Annotated in this window: 16 protein-coding genes; 11 read left to right on the top strand and 5 right to left on the bottom strand. The window is 73.1% G+C overall.

Annotated elements, in window-relative coordinates; genetic code table 11:
- Positions 1–41 precede the first annotated feature (41 nt).
- The 4 genes from KZ813_RS11380 to KZ813_RS11365 all read left to right on the top strand — a co-directional run bounded on the left by KZ813_RS11380 (position 42) and on the right by KZ813_RS11365 (position 7,441).
- Positions 42–1,550, top strand: a complete 1,509-nt coding sequence (locus KZ813_RS11380) for a tryptophan halogenase family protein (RefSeq protein WP_219755088.1) — start codon at positions 42–44, stop codon at positions 1,548–1,550.
- Between the two features lie 46 nt (positions 1,551–1,596).
- A complete protein-coding gene (locus KZ813_RS11375) occupies positions 1,597–5,001 on the top strand; it encodes a glycosyl hydrolase 2 galactose-binding domain-containing protein (RefSeq protein WP_258046662.1) in 3,405 nt (1,134 codons plus the stop codon).
- Positions 5,002–5,198: 197 nt separating this feature from the next.
- A complete protein-coding gene (locus tag KZ813_RS11370; RefSeq protein WP_258046661.1) occupies positions 5,199–6,725 on the top strand; it encodes a carboxylesterase family protein in 1,527 nt (508 codons plus the stop codon).
- Positions 6,722–7,441 (top strand): GDSL-type esterase/lipase family protein, encoded by a 720-nt coding sequence (locus KZ813_RS11365; RefSeq protein ID WP_308461865.1) that lies wholly within the window; start codon positions 6,722–6,724, stop codon positions 7,439–7,441. Before KZ813_RS11370 ends, KZ813_RS11365 begins: the two co-directional genes overlap by 4 nt.
- A 148-nt stretch (positions 7,442–7,589) precedes the next feature.
- Here KZ813_RS11365 and KZ813_RS11360 read toward each other — a convergent pair whose 3' ends face one another.
- Genes KZ813_RS11360 through KZ813_RS11350 form a run of 3 tightly spaced genes read right to left on the bottom strand, consistent with a single transcriptional unit; the run spans position 7,590 to position 9,516 of the window.
- A complete protein-coding gene (locus KZ813_RS11360; RefSeq protein ID WP_219755084.1) occupies positions 7,590–7,787 on the bottom strand; it encodes a hypothetical protein in 198 nt (65 codons plus the stop codon).
- On the bottom strand, positions 7,784–8,932 hold the full coding sequence (tgt, locus tag KZ813_RS11355; protein WP_219755083.1) for a tRNA guanosine(34) transglycosylase Tgt: 1,149 nt from the start codon (positions 8,930–8,932) through the stop codon (positions 7,784–7,786). The genes KZ813_RS11360 and tgt overlap by 4 nt, the downstream gene beginning before the upstream one ends.
- Complete coding sequence (locus KZ813_RS11350) at positions 8,929–9,516, bottom strand: EF-hand domain-containing protein (protein ID WP_258046660.1); 588 nt, start codon at positions 9,514–9,516, stop codon at positions 8,929–8,931. Before KZ813_RS11350 ends, tgt begins: the two co-directional genes overlap by 4 nt.
- A 706-nt stretch (positions 9,517–10,222) precedes the next feature.
- On the opposite strand from KZ813_RS11350, the gene KZ813_RS11345 reads away from it, so the two are divergent.
- A complete protein-coding gene (locus tag KZ813_RS11345; protein ID WP_219755082.1) occupies positions 10,223–11,416 on the top strand; it encodes a carbohydrate porin in 1,194 nt (397 codons plus the stop codon).
- Positions 11,417–11,518: 102 nt separating this feature from the next.
- Positions 11,519–13,087 carry an alpha-N-arabinofuranosidase gene (locus tag KZ813_RS11340; RefSeq protein ID WP_373369273.1) on the top strand — a complete coding sequence of 523 codons (1,569 nt, stop codon included), beginning with the start codon at positions 11,519–11,521 and terminating at the stop codon, positions 13,085–13,087.
- Positions 13,088–13,211: 124 nt separating this feature from the next.
- Here KZ813_RS11340 and KZ813_RS11335 read toward each other — a convergent pair whose 3' ends face one another.
- Positions 13,212–14,042, bottom strand: a complete 831-nt coding sequence (locus KZ813_RS11335; protein ID WP_219755081.1) for an endonuclease/exonuclease/phosphatase family protein — start codon at positions 14,040–14,042, stop codon at positions 13,212–13,214.
- 139 nt (positions 14,043–14,181) lie between these two features.
- Positions 14,182–15,006 (bottom strand): cold-shock protein, encoded by an 825-nt coding sequence (locus tag KZ813_RS20385; RefSeq protein WP_219755080.1) that lies wholly within the window; start codon positions 15,004–15,006, stop codon positions 14,182–14,184.
- 264 nt (positions 15,007–15,270) lie between these two features.
- Here KZ813_RS20385 and KZ813_RS11325 point away from each other — a divergent pair, with 264 nt between their 5' ends.
- From KZ813_RS11325 to rpoN, 5 genes are all read left to right on the top strand, one after another.
- Positions 15,271–15,891, top strand: coding sequence for a ribonuclease D (locus KZ813_RS11325; RefSeq protein ID WP_219755079.1), 621 nt, complete (start codon positions 15,271–15,273; stop codon positions 15,889–15,891).
- On the top strand, positions 15,884–16,516 hold the full coding sequence (lptC, locus tag KZ813_RS11320; RefSeq protein ID WP_219755078.1) for an LPS export ABC transporter periplasmic protein LptC: 633 nt from the start codon (positions 15,884–15,886) through the stop codon (positions 16,514–16,516). The genes KZ813_RS11325 and lptC overlap by 8 nt, the downstream gene beginning before the upstream one ends.
- A 12-nt stretch (positions 16,517–16,528) precedes the next feature.
- A complete protein-coding gene (locus KZ813_RS11315; RefSeq protein WP_219755077.1) occupies positions 16,529–17,077 on the top strand; it encodes an LptA/OstA family protein in 549 nt (182 codons plus the stop codon).
- A 176-nt stretch (positions 17,078–17,253) separates the two neighbouring features.
- Positions 17,254–18,048: an LPS export ABC transporter ATP-binding protein gene (gene lptB / locus KZ813_RS11310; RefSeq protein WP_258046659.1), complete on the top strand. Its 795-nt coding sequence runs from the start codon at positions 17,254–17,256 to the stop codon at positions 18,046–18,048.
- Between the two features lie 25 nt (positions 18,049–18,073).
- Positions 18,074–19,552 (top strand): RNA polymerase factor sigma-54, encoded by a 1,479-nt coding sequence (gene rpoN, locus KZ813_RS11305; RefSeq protein ID WP_219755076.1) that lies wholly within the window; start codon positions 18,074–18,076, stop codon positions 19,550–19,552.
- Positions 19,553–19,576 lie beyond the last annotated feature (24 nt).

The following is a 19,576-nucleotide window of genomic DNA, read 5'->3' as shown; positions in this document are numbered from 1 at the left end:
CCCGCCCTCGGGCAGGAGCGGTGGCGGGTGAGGGACGCATCATGACGAACGCACCGATCCGCTCGATCACGATCGTCGGCGGGGGCACCGCCGGCTGGATGGCGGCGACCTGGCTGGCGCGCCGCTTCGCGCACCTGCGGCTCGCCATCACCGTGGTGGAGAGCGCCGCGATCGGCACCGTCGGCGTCGGCGAGGCCACCGTGCCCGCGATCCGCGACTTCCTCGCCGCGGTGGAGCTCGGCGAGGCCGAGGTGCTGCGCGAGACCGAGGGCACGATCAAATACGGCATCCGCTTCCGCGACTGGCAGCGCGACGGCCACGACTTCTTCCACCCCTTCGGCCTGTACGGCGTCGCCGCGCGCGGGGTCGCCTTCCACCATTACTGGCTCAAGCTGCGCGCGGCGGGCGATCCGACCCCGATCGGCGCCTATTGCGTCGCGACCCAGCTGGCCGAGCGCGGCCTGTTCCTGCCGCCCGCCGACCGCCCCGCCAACGACCTCGGCGTGTTCAACTTCGCGCTCCACTTCGACGCATCGAAGTTCGCCGCGCTGCTCAAGCGGCTCGCGCTCGCCAACCATGTCCGCCACGTCGAGGGGCGCATCACCGAGGTGCTTCGCGACGGCGAGCGCGGCCTGGTGGACGCGGTGCTGCTCGAGGACGGCACGCGCTTGGAGGGCGACCTGTGGATCGACTGCTCGGGCTTCCGCAGCCTGCTGCTCGGCGACGCGATGGGGGTGCCGTACGTCGACTGGCGCCGCTGGCTGCCGTGCGACCGCGCGGTGGCGATCCCGTGCCGCGCCTCGGCGCCGCACCGCCCGCTCACCACCGCGACCGCGCGCGCCGCGGGATGGCAGTGGCATATCCCGCTGCGCCATCGCACCGGCAACGGCTATGTCTATTGCTCCGACTTCACGAGCGACGACGCGGCCGAGGCGGTGCTGCGCGCCAGCCTGGAGGGCGAGCCGCTCGCGCCCGCCAACCGGCTGCGCTTCACCGCGGGGCATCGCGCGCGCTTCTGGGAGGGGAACGTCGTCGGGCTGGGGCTCGCCTCGGGCTTCCTCGAGCCGCTCGAGTCGACCAGCATCTCGCTGATCCAGTCGGGGCTCGACCGGCTGGCGCCGCTGTTCCCCGACCGCGGCTTCGACCCGCGGCTGGCGGCGACCTACAATCGCCAGTCGGTGCTGGAGTTCGAGCGGATGCGCGATTTCCTGCTGCTCCACTATCTGCCCAACCGGCGCGAGGGCGAGCCCTTCTGGGACGCGATCCGCGCGGTGCCGCCGACCGACGGCCTCCAGGCCAAGCTCGACGCGTGGCGCGCCGCGGGCGAGTTCGTGCGGCGCGAGTGGGACACGTTCCAGGACGCGAGCTGGCTCAGCCTCTACGCCGGCTTCGACGACCTGCCCGCGCGTCCGTCGCCGATGGCGGACCAGTATGACGTCGCGACGCTCACCGACAGCCTGGCGCGGATGCGCGAGGCGATCGCGGGCACGCTGCGGCTGGCCGAGCCGCACCAGGATTTCCTCCGCCGCGTCGCGGGCGGGGGGCAGTGACATCGCGCCGCGGCGCGTACCGGGAAGAGAGACGATGGGGGCGAGAATGAGGAGGGCGGCGTGGCTGCTGGCGGGCACCGGCCTGGCGCTGGGCGCGGGGATGGCGGCGCGCGCCGACGTGCCCGGCAACGGCGGGCCGTACAACGTGCGCAGCCTGGCGGGCGGGATCGGGATCGAGCGTCCGCTCGCGCGCGCCGACGCGCTGGTCGCGGCGGGGGCACCCTACACGCTGAGCGCCTGGGTCCGCCCTGACTCGAGGCAGGACGGCGCGGTCACGCTGATCGCGCTCGGCGCCGCGCCGACGCAGCGCGCGCTGCTGCTCGACGGCGGCCGGCTGGTGCTCCGCGACGGCGAGGCGGCGGTGCGCGGGCCAGCGCTCACCCCGGGCAAATGGGCCCATGTCGCGGCGGTGTCCGACGGGGCGCGCGCGACGCTCTACGTCGACGGGCGCCGCGTCAGCACCGTCGCGGCGCGCTCCGTCGCGGTGACGCCGGTGATCGCGATCGCGCCGCCCGGCGCGGCGCATCTCGGCGGCCAGCTCGTCGGCGCGACGGCGGAGAGCGGCGCGACCGACGCGCGCGCGCTCGCCGCCGCCGCGCGCGCCCGGCCCGACTTCGACACGGTGCAGATGACCGAGATCGGCGTCGGCTGGCCGTTCCAGAAGAGCGCCAACATCGGCCTCACCGTCCAGCAGGACGCCTGGACGCTCCCCCGGTCGCGCGCCGACGCGACGACCAGGCCGGTCGCCAAGCCCGTGCCGCAGCGGCCCGTGATGCAGCCGACCGCGCCCGGCCACTGGCAGCTCAACGGCTGGCAGCTCGCCGCCGCGCCCGAGGTGACCGGCGACGGTGCCGCGCTCTCGCGACCCGGCGCCGCCCGGGGTGAGGCGTGGCGCGTCGCGACCGTGCCCGGCACCGTGCTGCAGACATTGGTCGACCGCGGCGTCTACCCGGACCCCTATTACGGGCTCAACAACCTGCAGATCCCCGAGCGGCTCGCGCGGCAGGACTATTGGTACCGCACGCGCTTCACCGTCCCGCCCGAGGCGGCGGGCAGGAGGCTGACGCTCGTCTTCGGTGGGATCAACTATGCGTCGGAGGTCTGGGCCAACGGCGAGAAGCTCGGCACGACGCGCGGCGCCTTCATCCGCGGCCAGTTCGCCTATACGCCGGTGGCGGGCGAGAATGTCGTGGCGGTGCGCGTCTCGCCGCCGCCGCACCCCGGCATCCCGCACGAGCAGTCGGTCTCGGCGGGGGTCGGCGAGAACGGCGGCCAGCTCGCGATCGACGGCCCCACCTTCGTCGCCACAGAGGGCTGGGACTGGATCCCCGGCATCCGCGACCGCAACACCGGCATCTGGCGCCCGGTCGAGCTGGTCGCGACCGGCGCGGTCAGGATCGGCGACCCACACGTCGTCACCGATCTGCCGCTGCCGCGCACCGACAGCGCCGACGTCTACGTCACCGTGCCGCTCGACAACGCCGGCGCGGCCGCGCCCGTGACGGTGCGAGTCGCCTTCGGCGGCGTCACGGTGGAGCGGCAGGTCACCGCCGCGCCGGGGCACAGCGAGGTCGCCTTCACCCCGCGCGACTTCCCGCAGCTGCGCGTCGCCGACCCGCGGCTGTGGTGGCCCAACGGCTACGGCGAGCCGCACCTCTACGACGTCACCTATCAGGTGAGCGACGCCGCGGGCGTGTCCGACCTGCGCCGGGGCCGCTTCGGCATCCGCGAGGTGAGCTACGACCTCTCGCTGTTCGACCCCGCCGGCGCGCTGCGCCGCGTCAACGTCCAGACCACCGACGGCGCGCTCGCGGGCACGAAGCTGATCGACGTGCGCCACGCCGCGATCAAGGAGTCGCCGCGCGGCTGGGCCGAGTCGCTCACCGCGGCGGGGGCGACGTCGCGGGCGGTGACGCCGATCGCCAAGACGCTCCCCGAGCCGCACCTCACGCTCCGCGTCAACGGCGTCCGCATCGCCGCGCGCGGCGGCAACTGGGGCATGGACGACGCCATGAAGCGCGTCAGCTACGACTGGCTCAAGCCCTTCTTCCGCCTCCAGCGCGAGGCGCACATGAACGTCATCCGCAACTGGATGGGCAACAACGACGAGGAGGAGTTCTTCGATCTCGCCGACGAGAACGGCATGATGGTGCTCAACGATTTCTGGCAGTCGACGCAGAACTTCCAGGTCGAGCCCGACGACCCCTCGCTGTTCCTCGCCAACGCGCGCGACACGATCGCGCGCTACCGCAACCATCCCTCGATCGTCCTCTGGTTCGGTCGCAACGAGGGCGTGCCCTATCCCACGCTCAACGAGGGGCTCGACCGGGCGGTGTTCGAGCTGGACGGCACGCGCTGGTTCACCGGCAGCTCGAACGTGGTCAACCTGCAGGGCTCGGGGCCGTACAACTACCGGCCGCCGGTCGGCTATTTCACCGATCTCGCCACCGGCTTCTCGGTCGAGACCGGCACGCCCTCGCTGTCGACCGCCGAGTCGATCGCGAGCTACGTCCCCGCGGCGGACCGCTGGCCGCTCGGCGACGTGCTGGCGTATCACGACTGGCATGTCAGCGGGAACGGCGACACTAAGACCTTCACCGCGACGCTGGAGCGGATGTTCGGCGCGGGCACCAGCTTCGCCGACTTCGAGCGCAAGGCGCAGATGATGAACCTGGAGACGCACAAGGCGATGTACGAGGGCTTCCTCGGCCATCTCTGGACCAAGAACTCGGGGCGGCTGCTGTGGATGACCCACCCGGCCTGGCCGTCGAACGCGTGGCAGATCTACTCCTGGGACTATGACACGCACGCGGCTTACTATGGCGCGAAGAAGGCGACCGAGCCGCTCCACGTCCAGCTCAACCTGCCGGGCAACGAGCTGGTGGTGCTCAACACCACCCAGGCGGCGGCAACGGGGCTGACCGCGCGCGTGCGCGTCCTCGGGCTCGACAACGCCGAGCTGTTCGCGCGCGAGGACCGCCTCGACGCCGCCGCCAACGCCGCGACGACGCTGGCGGCGGTGCCGCTCGACCGGCTCTTCGCCGCGCACCCGATGGTGCTGGTGAAGCTGGTGCTGGCGGACGCGGCGGGGAAGACGCTGTCGGAGAACCTCTACTGGCGCGGGCGCGACGAGGCGTCGTACCGCGCGCTCGACGAGCTCGCGCCGGTGGCGCTGGCGAGCTCGGCCGAGCGCGCGAGCGAGGGCGAGGACCGCGTGGTGCGCGTGACCCTGGCGAACGAGGGGGCGGTGCCCGCGCTCAACGCCAAGCTGACCCTGGTCGACGCCGCGGGCAAGCGCGTGCTGCCGGCCTATTACGACGACAATTACGTCGCACTGCTGCCCGGCGAGAGGAAGGTGATCGCGATCCGCTATCCCGCGGGCGGGGCCGAGGCGGCGGCGGTGACGCTGGCGGGCTGGAACGTCCGCGCGGCCAAGGTGGCGGTGAAGTGAGGCGCGTGTTCCTCGCCGCGCTGGCGCTGGTGGCGGCGCCGGTCGGGGCGGATGCGTCCGACCTCGATGTCGGCCGGCGGGGTGAAGTCGATGCCTCCGTCCTCCCGGGTCACCACGGACCTGTTTCGGGATCCGCGTCCCCGCGCACCGGTCCCGCGGCGGAGGTGCGGAACGGTGGATCCCGGACCAAGGCTGGTATGACGGCCGTAGGAACGGGCCGGGTTTCGCCCGCCGCCACGAGCACCGTGTTCCTGCGCGCGCAGGAACCCAGGGCTGCGAGCCCCGGCGCGCGTGATCCTGGGCTCCCGCGTCCGCAGGAGCACGGGACCACTGCCGTCGCGCGTACCAGCCTCGGCAGCGTGCGCGGCACCAGCGCGGGCGGCCATCTCGTCTTCCGCGGCCTCCCGTACGCGGCCGCGCCACTCGGCCCGCGCCGCCTCGCCCCGCCGGCACCGCCCGCGCGCTGGCCCGGCATCCGCGACGCCGCCGCGCCGGCCGCCGCCTGCACCCAGCAGGACTATGGCTGGAACCGCGCCGATCACCTCCACCAGTCGGAGGATTGCCTGACGCTCGACGTCGGCACCGAGGCGCTCACCGGTAGCCGCCCCGTGCTCGTGTGGATCCACGGCGGCGCCAATTACGCGGGTTCACCCGGCGACATGGCCGAGTCGCCGATCGTCGCGCGCGGCATCGTCATGGTCGGCGTGCGCTACCGGCTCGGCGCGCTCGGCTTCCTCCATCACCGCGCCGCCGGCGGCGGCAACCTCGCGACGCAGGACCAGATCGCCGCGCTGCGCTGGGTCCAGGAGCATATCGCGCGCTTCGGCGGCGACCCCGACCGCGTGACCATCGCGGGCGAGAGCGCGGGCGCGCAGGACGTCGGGCTGCTCGTCGCCGCACCGGGCGCGCGCGGGCTGTTCCGCCGCGCGATCATGGAGAGCGGCACCCCCGGCTTCGGCCTGCCGTGGCGCTCGCGCGAGGAGGCGCTGCGGCTCGGCGACCAGGTCGACGACGCGCTCGGCGCAGGCGGCGACGCCGCGCAGCTGCGCTCGGTCGCGGCCTGGCCGCTGCTCGTCGCGGGCGAGGCGACGCACGACCAGCTGCTCACCGACGACAGCTACCGCTGGCTGCGCACCACCGTCGACGGCACCGTCTTCCCGGAGGCACCCGACCGGCTGCTCGCCGCGGCGCCGGGCGTGGACGTACTGATCGGCACCAACCGGATCGAGCTCGACCTGCCCGGCGGGCACAGTCGCCGCGACGCCTTCGTCGCGCTGAGCTATCCCGGCCGCGAGGCGCAGGCGCGGCGCTTCTACGGGCTCGACCGGCCCGAGCCGCGCGCCGACCCCGCCGACCGCGACGGCACGCGCGACCAGCGCATCGCCACCGACGCGACCTTCCGCTGCCCGGCGCAGCGCTTCGCCGCGGCGATGCGGGAGCGCGGCGGCAAGGTGTGGCGCTATCTGTTCGACGGCAGCGCGAGCGGCGCGCCGACGCGCCACGCGCTGGAGATCCCCTTCATCTACGCCGACCAGCCGCTCGGCCGGCTGCGTCTGATCGACTATTGGGCCAATTTCGTGAAGACCGGCGACCCGAACGGCGCCGGGCTGCCGGGCTGGCCCGCGGCGGACGCGGCGCAGACCTATCTGGCGCTCGACGCCGCCGGCGCGCGCGCCGCGGTGCCGCCGACCGAGGACATATGCCGCTGGGGAGACTCGCTGTGATCGACCGACGCACCGCCCTGCTGGGAGTCGCCGGCGGGATCGCCGCCGGGGCGCTCGCCACCCCCGCCGCGGCGGCGGACGAGGCCGCCGAGCGCCGGCTCCACGAGGACTGGCCGTGGCTCGGCCGCTATGCCGCGGACAATCGCCGGCTGATCGAGTCGCGCGCCGAGGTGGGCATCGTCTTCCTCGGCGACTCGATCACCGAGGGCTGGGGGAGCAAGCGGCCGGGCTTCTTCACGGCCGGGCGGGTCGATCGCGGCATCGGCGGGCAGACCACGCCGCAGATGGTGCTGCGCGTGATGGCCGACGTGGTCGCGCTGCGCCCGCGCGCGCTCCACCTGATGGCGGGCACCAACGACATCGCCGGCAACACCGGGCCGATGACGGCCGCGCAGACGCGCGACAACGTCACCGCGATCGTCCAGCTCGCGCGCGCCAACCGGATCGCGGTGCTGCTCGCCTCGATCCCGCCCGCGGCCAGCTTCCCGTGGCGGCCGGGGCTGGAGACGGTGGCGCCGATCCGTGCCTTCAACGCCTGGGCCCGGGCGGCGGCGCCGCGGCTGGGCGCGCGCTTCGTCGACTATACCCCGGCGCTGGCGGACGCCGCCGGCGGGATGCGGCCGGGGATGGCCTATGACGGGGTGCATCCGACCGAGCGGGGCTATGACGCGATGGCCGCGGTGATCGAGCCGGTGTTGCGGGGCATGAAGCTGTAGGCGCTGCCCTCGTCGCCGTGATGCTCCCGCGGACGGCTGGGCCCAGCGTGGCCGGCGCCGCTCTCATGGCCCCGCGTCCTGCATCCGGCGGGACCAGGCGAGGAAGGACTCGCCGCGCCTCGCGCAGCGAGGCGAAGACCGGCCGGCCCTATTTCTCGTCGCGCCGGGCGTTCGCGAACAGCACCGCCGCGGCCACCGCGGCCGAGCCGATCCCCGCCGCCAGCCAGGTCTTGCCGCCCTGCCAGCGGCGGTCGCGGCGCCGCTGCGCGGCCTTGCCCGCGCCGGCTTCCTCGTGCGCCTTGGCGGCGGCCACCTCGGCCAGGATCTCGTTGGGTTGGTCGCTCATCGGGTCTCTCCTCTGCCCGCGCCATAACGCGCGCGGAACGCGTTGGCGAACGTCGCCAGCGCGCCCCGCGCGATCGCCGCGCGCAGGTCCGCCATCAACGCCTCGTAGAAGGCGATGTTGTGCTCGGTCATGAGCATCGCGCCCAGGATCTCGCCGCTGCGCACCAGATGGTGGAGATAGGCGCGCGTCCAGGTGGCGCAGACCGCGCAGCCGCACGCGGGGTCGAGCGGCGACGGGTCCTCGTGGAAGCGCGCGTTGCGGATGTTGATCGGGCCGTCGCGCGTGAACGCCTGGCCGGTGCGGCCCGACCGGGTCGGCATCACGCAGTCGAACATGTCGACCCCGCGCTCCACCGCGCCGACGATGTCGTCGGGCTTGCCCACCCCCATCAGGTAGCGCGGCCGGTCCGCGGGCAGCTGCGCCGGCGCATAGTCGAGGCAGCCGAACATCGCCGCCTGTCCCTCGCCCACCGCGAGCCCGCCGATCGCATAGCCGTCGAAGCCGATGTCGACGAGCGCGTCGGCCGAGGCGCGGCGCAGCCCCTCGTCGAGCGCACCCTGCTGGATCCCGAAGATCGCGTTGTGCTCGGCGTGCGCGCCACCCGAGTCGAAGGCGTCGCGGCTGCGCCGCGCCCAGCGCATCGATCGCTCCATCGCCGCGGCCTGCACCTCGCGCGTCGAGGTGGTGGGGACCAGCTCGTCGAACGCCATCACGATGTTCGAGCCGAGCAGCCGCTGGATCTCGATCGAGCGCTCGGGGGTGATCAGGTGGCGCGTGCCGTCGAGGTGGGAGGCGAAGGCGACGCCCTCCTCGGATCTCTTGGTCAGCTCGCTCAGGCTCATCACCTGATAGCCGCCCGAGTCGGTCAGGATCGGTCGCTCCCAGCCCATGAAGGCGTGCAGACCGCCCAGCCGCGCCACCCGCTCGGCGCCGGGGCGGAGCATCAGGTGATAGGTGTTGCCCAGGATGATGTCGGCGCCAGCGCGCTCGACGTCGGCGGGCTTCATCGCCTTCACCGTGGCGGCGGTGCCGACCGGCATGAAGGCGGGGGTGCGGATCTCGCCGCGGTGCATGCGGATCGCGCCGGTGCGCGCCGCGCCGTCGGTGGCGTGGACCTGGAAGGCGAACCGCGGTGTCCCGCTCACCGCGCGCGCCCGGCGAGATCGTCGCGGTCGCCGGGGGGCGGGCCGCGGCGGCGGTCCTTGGCCTTCTCGTCCTTGCCGTCCTTCTTGCCGGGGGGTCGGCGACCCGTGGTCGGCCCCTGCGCGTCGACCGGCAGGGTGCGATAGGTCAGCAGCTCGGCACGGCTGACGAGATGGTCGCCGTCGCGGTCGTAGCGCGCGAACAGCCGCGAGAAATGATCCTCCAGCTCGTCGAGCGTCACCGCGTCGTCGTCGTCGCGGTCGACCTCGTAGGGGCTCGGCAGCGCGTGCTGGTCGCCGAGGAAGCGCTTGGCCCAGTCGGAATAAGCGAGATAGCGGAGCTTGCCGGTCTTGGCGGTGTCGATCGCCGCGAACGAGCGGCGCACGCCCTCCTCCAGCTCGGCGCGGTCGACCATCGCGTCGCCGTTCGTGTCGAAGGTGGCGATCATCATCGCCACTGGCTCGGCGACCAGCGTGGCGGGGGTTTGCGGCGCGGCGGGCAGCGGGGCGCGCACCGTCACGGTCTCGCCCTCCTGCTGCGGGAGCGGCGCGGGCGCGGCGGCGAGGAGCAGGGCGAACGCGAACATGACACCGTCCGTGGCAGAAGCCGCGCCGCGGGCCAAGGGGGGCGCGCGCGCGCGACGGCGGAGGGCGACGACGCACCGTCCGGCCAGGTGGCGGCGGAGCTTGCTCGTCGCCGTGCCGGTCGCCGCCGCGGCGGGCGCGAATGTTGCGAATGTTGAGTCGCTGGCGCGGTTCGCGCGAACGTTGAGTCCGACGCGGGGGGGCGGGTGATCTTGGTCAACGGGCGTCGCTGACCGGGATGGCGGCCGGCGACGATGAGACAGAGCGGCGTGATGGTCGCAGGCCGGCGCGGTGTAGGACAGCGGCGGCGTCGACTTATGCCGCAGCTCCTCCCCGGCACGGGGAGGGGGACCGCCGGCGAAGCCGGTGGTGGAGGGGGCTCTCCGCGGCCGTTGCGCGGCGCGGAGAGCCCCCTCCACCAGCCTTCGGCTGGTCCCCCTCGCCGCGAGCGGGGAGGATCTGAGGAGTTGCTCCCGTGGCCATCAGCCGCTCACCCTGCCACCGCCGCCACCGCCACCGCCACCATCACCGGCCCCGCCGCAGACAGCGCGCTCGTCCTCAACTTCGGCCGGGGACCAGGTGGGGGACGCCCGTGAGTCTCACCACCGCCTTCTCACCCAAGGCGCCGAGCGCGGCGCGCCTGTCACCCCCTGTTCGCCCCGCGCGCGCTCGGCTAAGCGCCGCGCGCCAGAGGGAGCGGAGTTCGACATGGGGGCCGGATCGTCGCGCGTCGCGCTGCCGCTCGCCTGCCTCGCGCTGGTCGCCGCGCCCGCGCGCGCGCAGGACGAGCGCCCGACCGGCTATCCGCGCTCCGCCAACGAGCGGCGCGACGGCACGGTGACGCTGTCCGCGGTCTATACCGCCGACCTCGCCGCCGACGCGGCGGGCGGACGCGCGCGCGGCGTGCGCTACCTCGACAACCTCGACCTACAGGCCGCGCTCGACCTCGACCGGCTGGTCGGCTGGCACGGCGCGCGCGCCTTCGGCTATGTCATCCGCGACAATGGGGCGAGCCTCTCCGCGCTCAGCGGGGACGCGCAGGGCGTGTCGAACATCGAGACCGCGGTGCCGGCCACGCGGCTGTTCGAGGCCTGGGTCGAGCAGGACATCGGCCGCCGCGCCTCGATCAAGGCGGGTCTGTACAACCTCAACGCCGAGTTCGACACCACCGTGAGCGGCGGGCTGTTCCGCCTGTCGTCGCACGGCGTCGGCCCCGAGCTGGCGCAGTCGGGGCGGCGCGGGCCGTCGATCTTCCCGGTGACCTCGCTGGCGCTGCGCGGCGAGGTGGGGTTCGGGAGCCACTGGCTGTTCCACGCGGCGGTGCTCGACGGCGTCCCCGGCGACCCCGGCCGACCCGCCGCGACCGCGATCCGGCTGCGCCGCGGGGACGGCGCGCTGCTGGTCGCCGAGCTCGGCTGGCTCGACCGCGCGACCAAAGTGGCGATCGGCAGCTGGCGCTACACCGCCCCCTTCGCCCCGATCGGGGCGCCCGCCGAGCGGGGGCGCGGCAACGGCGGCGGCTATGTGCTCGCCGAGCGCCAGCTGATCGGCGAGTCGCGCGGGGGCGCCGGGGTGAGCGGCTGGCTCCGCTACGGCGTCGCCGACTCGCGCTACAACGCGATCGCGCGCTACGTCGGCGGCGGCCTGGTGCGCTCGGGCACGTGGCAGGGGCGCGACGACGACCAGCTCGGCCTGTCGTTCGCCTGCGCCTGGTTCGGCGACCGCCACCGCGCGCTCGCGGGCACCGGCGCGCGCGAGCTGGTCGTCGAGGGCGCCTATCGCTGGGTCGCCGCGCGCTGGCTCAGCCTCGAGCCCGACGCGCAATATGTGATCGACCCGAGCGGCCGGCGCGACACGCCCGACGCGCTGGTGCTCGCGCTGCGCGTCAAGGTGGGCCGCTGACGCAAAGTCGTTGCGTTCGGCGGGGTCACTTCATAATGTCCGAGTAATCGTGATCTGGGTGAGCCGCGTCGGGGAACGCGCCGCCGACAACGGGAGGATGGGATGAAGGGACGTCTGTTCGCGCTGACCGGCGCGCTGATGCTGGCGGCGCTCGCGCCGGCGCCGGGTGAGGCGCAGGAGCCCGCCGCGCCCGCCGCCACCGCCACGGTCCACGGCGACCAGCCCGGGGCGACCTACGACCGGCGCATCTTCACCCAGTTCGCCGAGCATCTCGGCGACGGCATCTACAACGGCCTCTACGTCGGCAACGACCGCAGGATCCCCAACACGCGCGGCTTCCGCAACGACGTGATCGGCGCGCTCAAGGAGCTGGGCGTGCCGGTGATCCGCTGGCCCGGCGGCTGCTTCGCCGACGAGTACCACTGGCGCGAGGGCGTCGGCCCGAAGAACAAGCGCCCGGTCAAGATCAACACCCACTGGGGCGGCGTGACCGAGCCCAACAGCGTCGGCACGCACGAGTTCATGGAGCTGGTCGAGCAGGTCGGCGCCGAGCCCTATATCTCGGGCAACGTCGGCAACGGCACCCCGCAGGAGATGGCGGAGTGGGTGGAATATATCACCTCGCCCGCCGGCACGCTCGCCGACGAGCGCGCGCAGAACGGGCACAAGGCGCCGTGGAAACTCCCCTATTTCGGCATCGGCAACGAGCTGTGGGGCTGCGGCGGCAACATGCGCCCGGAATATGCCGCCGACGTGACGCGCCGCTACGCCACCTTCATCAAGGCACCCGCCAACACCAAGGTGCTCAAGATCGCCTCGGGCGCCAACGGCGACGATTATAACTGGACCGAGGTGATGATGCGCGAGGCGGGCGAGCAGCTCGACGGCCTCTCGCTCCATTATTACACCGTGCCGGGCGGCACCGGCTGGCCGCCGCGCGCCTCGGCGACCGACTTCGACGAGGCCGGCTGGGCCGACACGCTCGCCAAGACCTGGAAGATGGAGGAACTGATCACGCGCCACAGCGCGATCATGGACAAATATGATCCGAAGAAGCGCGTCTTCCTCGCGGTCGACGAATGGGGCACCTGGTACGCGCAGGACCCCGGCACGCACCCCGGCTTCCTGCGCCAGCAGAACAGCCTGCGCGACGCGCTGGTCGCCGCGATCAACCTCAACATCTTCGCCAAGCACGCCGACCGCGTGCGGATGACCGCGATCGCGCAGATGGTGAACGTGCTGCAGGCGATGATCCTGACCGACGGCAGCAAGATGGTGCTGACGCCGACGTACCACGTCTTCCACATGTACAAGCCGTACATGGACGGCACGGTGCTGCCGATCGAGCTCAAGTCGCCCTGGTACAACAAGGACCAGTGGGTGATGCCGGCGGTCAGCGCCTCGGCGGTGCGCGACAAGGCGGGGGTGGTGCATGTCGCGCTCGCCAACGCCGACCCGAACCGCGCGATCACGGTGCAGGCCGCGCTCGCCGGGCTCAACGCCAGCGGCGCCACCGGGCAGATCCTCACCGCGCCCGCGATGACCGCGATCAACACCTTCGACCAGCCCAACGCGGTCGCGCCCGCCGCCTTCACGGGCGCGCAGGTGGCGGGCGGGCAGCTCAGCGTGACGCTGCCGGCCAAGTCGGTGGTCATGCTGACGCTGCAGTGAGGGCGCGCGGCGCGGGGGCGACCCGCGCCGCCGGCACGGCGATCGCGCGGATCATGTCGGAGTATTGCGCCGCCCAGATCCGCCGTCGCCCCGCCGGAGCACGGCGCGCCGCCTCCCCCGCCACTCAGCGCAGCAGCGTCACCTTGGCGGTGACTGGGAAATGGTCGGACGGATAGACCCCGCCCGGCCGGTCGGTGACGACCGTGGCGCCGCCGGCGCGCGCGCCGTCGAGGAAGATATAGTCGATCCGGCGGTCGGCCACCCCGGTGAAGTCGTGGAAGGTCATCCCGCCCGGTCGCTTGCCCCAGGCGTCGGTCATGGCGGCGGCGAGGCGGCGATAGGCGGCGCTGTCGGGCGTGGCGTTGAAGTCGCCGGTCAACACCACGGGCACGCCGCGCGCGATCGTCGGGATACGCTCGAGCAGCAGCGCCGCGGCGCGGTCGCGCGCGGCGGCGTCGACGTCGCGGTGCGCGAGATGCGTGTCGATCAGCAGGAAATGCCGGCGCGGATCGCTCCTGAGCGCGAACTCGCCCCAGGTCGCCATCCGCGGCAGGTCGGTGCCCCAGCTCTGGCTGCCGACCGCGTCGGGCGTGTCCGAGAGCCAGAAGTCGCCCTGGCGCAGCAACGTCAGGCGATCGGTGCGGTAGAGGATCCCCATATGCTCGTCGGCGTGCGCGCCCCTGCGGTCGCGGCCGAACCAGCGATAGTCGGGCAGCGCCGCGACCATGTCGTCGCCCTGGCGCTGGAGCAGCTCCTGCGTGCCGACCACGTCGGGGTGGACGCGGCGCAGCATCGCCACCGCGGCGGCCCGGCGCGACGGCCACGGCTGCGGCCCCTCGTCCGAGGCGTAGCGGACGTTGTAGGTCATCACCTTGAGCGACGGCGCGCAGGCGCCGGTGAGCGCGACGAGCGCGAGCGCGGCGGCGGCGCGGGCGGGACGGTGGCGTGCGGTCATGGCATGGGCTCCCTCGGCGCCGCGATGCGCGAGCGAGCGGGCGAGCGCAAGCGCCGCGCGGCCGACGAGGCGGCGCGAGAACGAGAACGGCCCGCCCGACGGGGTCGGGCGGGCCGCTGTCAGCCGTTCGGCGGGCCGATCAGCTCGACGAGGACAGGTTCACCGCGGCGTACTTGCCGCGACGATCGACCTCGATCTCGAACTGCAGCCGGTCGCCCTCGTTGAGCGTCGGCATGCCGGCGCGCTCGACCGCCGAGATGTGGACGAACGCGTCGGGCTGGCCGTCGTCGCGCTGGATGAAGCCGAAACCCTTCATGGCGTTGAAGAACTTGACCGTACCCGTGGCCTTCTCACCGGTCAGCTGGCGCTGCGGCGCGCCGCGCGCACCGCCGGCACCGCCCGGCGCGCCGCCGAAGCCGCCCTCGCGCGGGGGCGCGCGATCGGTCACTGGCATCGGCTCGCCGTCGATCTTGAGGTCGGTCGCCGAGATGCGGCCGCCGCGATCCACCAGGGTGAAGCCGAGCGGCTGACCCTCGGCCAGGCCGGCGAGACCCGCCTGCTCGACCGCGGAGATGTGGACGAACACGTCCTCGCCGCCGTCGTCGCGCACGATGAAGCCGAAGCCCTTCTGCGCGTTGAAGAACTTGACGACGCCCGTGCCCTCGCCGACGACCTGGGGGGGCATGCCGCGGCCGCCGCCGAAGCCGCCACCACCGCCGCCGCCGCTGAACCCGCCGCCGCCGCCGCCGAAGCCGCGACCACCGCCGCCGCCGCCGCCGAAGCCACCGCCGCCGAAGCCGCGGTTGCCGCCACCGCCACCGAAGCCGCCGCGATCCTCGTAGCCGAAGCCGCCGCCACCGAAGCCACCGCCGCCGCCGAAGTCGTCACCGCCGCCGCCGAAACCGTCGCGCTTGTCGCGCCCACGCCCGCCGCGATTGCCGCGGCCGCCCTTGTCGTAACCCATAACCCTGTTCGTCTTCCCGGTCCGCCCGAACATTCTCAACGAGACCACGCGCAGGACGGCGAACGCGGTTCCCCGGGCGCAGATCCATCGCGCCGCATCGCCCGTCATAGCCGAACAATCCAGCCCCGTCGAATCGTTGTGCGAGTCTTTTCTTTGCAGGAGGGCCAGTCACTTGCTTCTTATCGTGCGCGAGCCACCGTCCGTCGCAGGCGGGGCGGAAGGAACGCGTTGAGCCCGTCGCCCGGCCCCGCTACAGCCGCTCGCATGGCTGTCCATTTCCACGAGGAAGATCTGCCCGGCGACGTGTTCGCCCCGGGCGCCGCGATCGCGGTCGATACCGAGACGATGGGGCTGATCACCCCGCGCGACCGGCTCTGCCTGGTGCAATTGTCCGACGGCGGCGGCGACGAGCATCTCGTCCGCTTCAATCCCGGGAGCGACTATGCCGCGCCGGTGCTGCGCGCGGTGCTCGCCGATCCCGGGCGGGCGAAGCTGTACCATTTCGCGCGCTTCGACCTCGCCGCGATCCGCCACTATCTCGGCGTCGTCGCCGCCCCCGTCTATTGCACCAAGACCGCGTCGCGGCTGGTGCGCACCTACACCGACCGCCACGGGCTGAAGGAGCTGGTGCGCGAGCTGCTCGGCCAGGACATCTCGAAGCAGCAGCAGTCGTCCGACTGGGGCGGCCCCGAGCTGAGCGAGGCGCAGCGCGACTATGCCGCCTCCGACGTGCGCTTCCTGCACCGGCTGCGCGACGAGCTCGACCGCCGGCTCGCGCGCGAGGGCCGCACCGCGCTGGCGCAGGCGTGCTTCGACTTCCTCCCCGCGCGCGCCGAGCTCGACCTCGCGGGCTGGCCCGAGGTGGACATCTTCGCGCATGTCTGAGGTGGCGCTGCGCACGCGTTCGGAGCGCCAGCGCTGGGCGCAGCCCGGCGGGCGCCACGATCGCCTGATCGCCACCGCCAACCGCCTGCTGCCGCTCTCGATCGGCGTGCTGTTCGCCTTCCTGGTGATGGCGCCGCTGACCATGGGCGGCGACGCCTCGTTCGTGCTCGACAAGAACAAGGTCGAGGTCGCGCGCGAGCGACTCAAGATCCAGCGCGCGCGCTATCGCGGCACCGACGCCAAGGGGCAGCCCTTCGCGCTCACCGCCGGTTCGGCGCTGCAGAAGAGCTCGGCCGAGCCGGTCGTCAACATCCGCGACCTCGCCGCCGCGATCCGCCTGTCCGACGGACCGGCGGAGATGACCGCGCCGACCGGCCGCTACGACATGGACCGCGAGCAGGTCGACGTCGCCGGGCCGATCAAGGTGCGCGGCCCGAACAATTACGCGCTCGACACCAACGACGCGGTGGTCGACCTCAAGACGCGCAAGCTGCGCTCCACCGCGGCGGTGACGGGCACGGTGCGGCAGGGCACGTTCAGCGCCGACAGCATGCGCGCCGACCTGGAGGCGCGCACCGTCACGCTCGACGGCAATGCGCGCTTGCGGATCGACCCGAGAAAATAGAAAGAGCGCTGGATGTTGCGCCCCCTCGCCCCGGTCGCCTGCCGAGTCCCGCTGCTGGCGCTGCTGCTCGCCGGCGGCGCGGTCGCGCAGACGCGTCACAACAGCGCCGCGCCGATCGATTTCGGCGCCGACCACATCGAGCTGCAGGATCGCGCCAACCGCGCCGTGCTGGCGGGCAACGTCAAGGTGCGCCAGGCCGAGATGACGCTCGACGCGGCGCGGATGACGGTCGCCTACACCGGGCAGGTCGAGGACGGGAACCCGCAGGTGTCGCGGCTCGACGCCGCGGGCGGGGTGACGGTGACCCGGCCCGACCAGACCGCGCGCAGCACCTATGCGGTGTACGACCTCAACCGCCGCGTCATCACGATGCTGGGCGGGGTGCGGCTGACCCAGGCGGGCAATACCGTCAGCGGCGGCCGCCTGACGATCAACCTCGACACGGGGCGCGCGGTGATCGACGGCTCGGCGGTGGCGGGCGGCAGCGGCGGGGCGGGCAACGTCACGCAGGCGCCGAGCGGGCGCGTGACGGGGACGTTCTCGGTACCCAAGCGGAACTGAGGGAACGATCCTGTCCTCCCCTCGACGGGGAGGGGCGAGCGCCCGCCTCGCCCCCGTGGCCGCACCGCTCGTCATGTCCCCCCTTCAAAGCGCGCGCCCGATCGGGCATGCACGTTCCCTGCCAACCGGCGCGCCGTTAGTCGTCCGGTAACCCTGTTATGCGAGGTCGATCGCCGATGGACAGCGTCACCACCCAGCTCGACCGCGAGTCGCTCGACCAGGTCGCGCCGATCCACGAGGCGCCGGCGCGGAGCGGCCTCCAGGTGGTCTCGATCGCGAAGAGCTACGACAAGCGCGTGGTGCTCACCGACGTGTCGGTGTCGGTCGGGCGCGGCGAGGTGATCGGGCTGCTCGGCCCCAACGGCGCGGGCAAGACCACCTGCTTCTACTCGGTGATGGGGCTGGTGAAGCCCGACTCGGGCCGGATCATGCTCGACGGCGACGACATCACCGGCCTGCCGATGTACCGCCGCGCCATCCTCGGCCTCGGCTACCTGCCGCAGGAGACGTCGATCTTCCGCGGGCTGACGATCGAGAAGAACATCCTCACCGTGCTCGAGCTGGCCGAGCCCGACGCCGCCGCGCGCGCCGAGAAGCTGGAGAAGCTGCTGGGCGATTTCGGCCTCACGCGGCTGCGCGACGCGCCCGCGATGGCGCTGTCCGGCGGCGAGCGCCGCCGCGCCGAGATCGCGCGCGCGCTCGCCGCCGATCCCTCGATCATGCTGCTCGACGAGCCCTTCGCCGGGATCGACCCGATCTCGATCGCGGACATCCGCGACCTGGTGTGCCAGCTCAAGGAGCGCGGCATCGGCGTGCTGATCACCGACCACAACGTGCGCGAGACGCTCGACATCGTCGACCGCGGCTACATCATCTACGACGGCAAGGTGCTGTTCACCGGCAGCCCCGAGGAGCTGGTGCGCGACGAGAACGTCCGCCGCCTCTACCTGGGCGAGAGCTTCACGCTGTAATGCCGACGCGCCGCGGACCCGCCCGGTGAGTCTCGCGCCGCGCCTCGACCTGCGCCAGTCGCAGTCGCTGGTGATGACGCCGCAGCTCCAGCAGGCGATCAAGCTGCTGGCGCTGAGCAACCTCGAGATCGAGGGCGTGATCGCCGAGGAGATCGAGCGCAACCCGCTGCTCGAGTCGAGCGCGCCCGCCGAGGACGCGCCCACCGCCGTGCCAGACGCCACCGAGGCGCCGCGCGACGAGCCTGCGGGGGCCGACGAGCTGGTGATGGCGGGCGAGGGCGCGGGCGAGTCGCTCGACGTCGACATCGCCGCCGAGCGGTTCGACGACGGCCCCAGCGAGTCCGCGGCCGAGCGGATCGGCGAGATCGGCGCCGGGAGCAGCGGCAGCGGCGAGGCGATCGACTTCGACAGCTTCGCCGACACCAGCGAGAGCCTCGCCGACGTGCTGCTCGCCCAGGCGGGCGCGAGCTTCGACGACGCCGACCTCTTCGTCGCGCGCGCGCTGATCGACCAGATCGACGAGGCCGGCTACCTCCGCGCGGACCTGCTCGACGTGGCGCAGCGGCTCGGCGTGCCGCTCGCTCAGGTCGAGGCGGTGCTCGCCGCGATCCAGCGCTTCGAGCCGACCGGGGTGGGCGCGCGCGACCTCGCCGAGTGTCTCGCGATCCAGGCGCGCGACGCGGACCGCTACGACCCCATGATGGCGCGGCTGCTCGACCACCTCGACCTGCTCGCGCGCGGCGAGCTGGCGCGGCTCAGGAAGATCTGCCGCGCCGACGACGAGGACATGGCGGACATGATCCGCGAGCTGCGCGGCTATGATCCCAAGCCCGGCTTCCGCTACGGCGGCGACCCGCCCGCGCCGGTGATCCCCGACCTCAACGTGACCCGCGCGCGCGGCGGCTGGGCGATCGAGCTCAACGCCGCGACGCTGCCGCGCGTGCTGGTCAACAAGAGCTATTATGCCGAGCTCGCCGGCGGGGCGCAGGACCGCGCGGGCAAGACCTGGCTCGCCGAGAAGCTCGCCAGCGCCAACTGGCTGGTCAAGGCGCTCGACCAGCGCCAGCGCACGATCATCAAGGTGGCGACCGAGATCGTGCGCCAGCAGGAGGCCTTCTTCCTCCACGGCGTCGCGCATTTGCGCCCGCTGACGCTGCGCCAGGTGGCGGACGCGATCGAGCTGCACGAGTCGACCGTGAGCCGCGTCACCAGCAACAAATATCTCAGCTGCGCGCGCGGGCTGTTCGAGCTGAAGTATTTCTTCACCTCGGCGATCGCCGCGGCGGACGGCGGCGACGCGGTCTCGGCCGAGGCGGTGAGGAGCGCGATCCGCGCGCTGATCGCGGGCGAGGGCGACACGATTCTGTCCGACGACACTCTGGTGGAGCTGCTCGAGGCCAAGGGGTTCGGGATCGCGCGCCGCACCGTGGCGAAATATCGCGAGGCGATGGGGATCGGCAGCTCGGTCCAGCGCCGCCGCGCCCGCGCGCTGCAGCGCGCCTGACGCCGGGTGCGCGCCAAGCTCCTC

This window comes from Sphingomonas folli (genome assembly GCF_019429525.1).
Taxonomy (GTDB): Bacteria; Pseudomonadota; Alphaproteobacteria; order Sphingomonadales; family Sphingomonadaceae; genus Sphingomonas; species Sphingomonas folii.
The sequence above is the reverse complement of the archived record's forward strand: the minus strand, read 5'-3'. Positions and strand labels throughout refer to the sequence as shown.

What these genes read in the sequence shown, in the direction of transcription:
- KZ813_RS11380 (WP_219755088.1), top strand. Translation starts at nt 42, where the DNA reads ATGACGAACGCACCGATCCGCTCGATCACGATCGTCGGCGGGGGCACC.
- KZ813_RS11375 (WP_258046662.1), top strand. Translation starts at nt 1,597, where the DNA reads ATGAGGAGGGCGGCGTGGCTGCTGGCGGGCACCGGCCTGGCGCTGGGC.
- KZ813_RS11370 (WP_258046661.1), top strand. Translation starts at nt 5,199, where the DNA reads ATGACGGCCGTAGGAACGGGCCGGGTTTCGCCCGCCGCCACGAGCACC.
- KZ813_RS11360 (WP_219755084.1), bottom strand. Translation starts at nt 7,787, where the DNA reads ATGAGCGACCAACCCAACGAGATCCTGGCCGAGGTGGCCGCCGCCAAG.
- KZ813_RS11350 (WP_258046660.1), bottom strand. Translation starts at nt 9,516, where the DNA reads ATGTTCGCGTTCGCCCTGCTCCTCGCCGCCGCGCCCGCGCCGCTCCCG.
- KZ813_RS11345 (WP_219755082.1), top strand. Translation starts at nt 10,223, where the DNA reads ATGGGGGCCGGATCGTCGCGCGTCGCGCTGCCGCTCGCCTGCCTCGCG.
- KZ813_RS11340 (WP_373369273.1), top strand. Translation starts at nt 11,519, where the DNA reads ATGAAGGGACGTCTGTTCGCGCTGACCGGCGCGCTGATGCTGGCGGCG.
- KZ813_RS11335 (WP_219755081.1), bottom strand. Translation starts at nt 14,042, where the DNA reads ATGACCGCACGCCACCGTCCCGCCCGCGCCGCCGCCGCGCTCGCGCTC.
- KZ813_RS20385 (WP_219755080.1), bottom strand. Translation starts at nt 15,006, where the DNA reads ATGGGTTACGACAAGGGCGGCCGCGGCAATCGCGGCGGGCGTGGGCGC.
- KZ813_RS11325 (WP_219755079.1), top strand. Translation starts at nt 15,271, where the DNA reads ATGGCTGTCCATTTCCACGAGGAAGATCTGCCCGGCGACGTGTTCGCC.
- lptC (WP_219755078.1), top strand. Translation starts at nt 15,884, where the DNA reads ATGTCTGAGGTGGCGCTGCGCACGCGTTCGGAGCGCCAGCGCTGGGCG.
- KZ813_RS11315 (WP_219755077.1), top strand. Translation starts at nt 16,529, where the DNA reads ATGTTGCGCCCCCTCGCCCCGGTCGCCTGCCGAGTCCCGCTGCTGGCG.
- lptB (WP_258046659.1), top strand. Translation starts at nt 17,254, where the DNA reads ATGGACAGCGTCACCACCCAGCTCGACCGCGAGTCGCTCGACCAGGTC.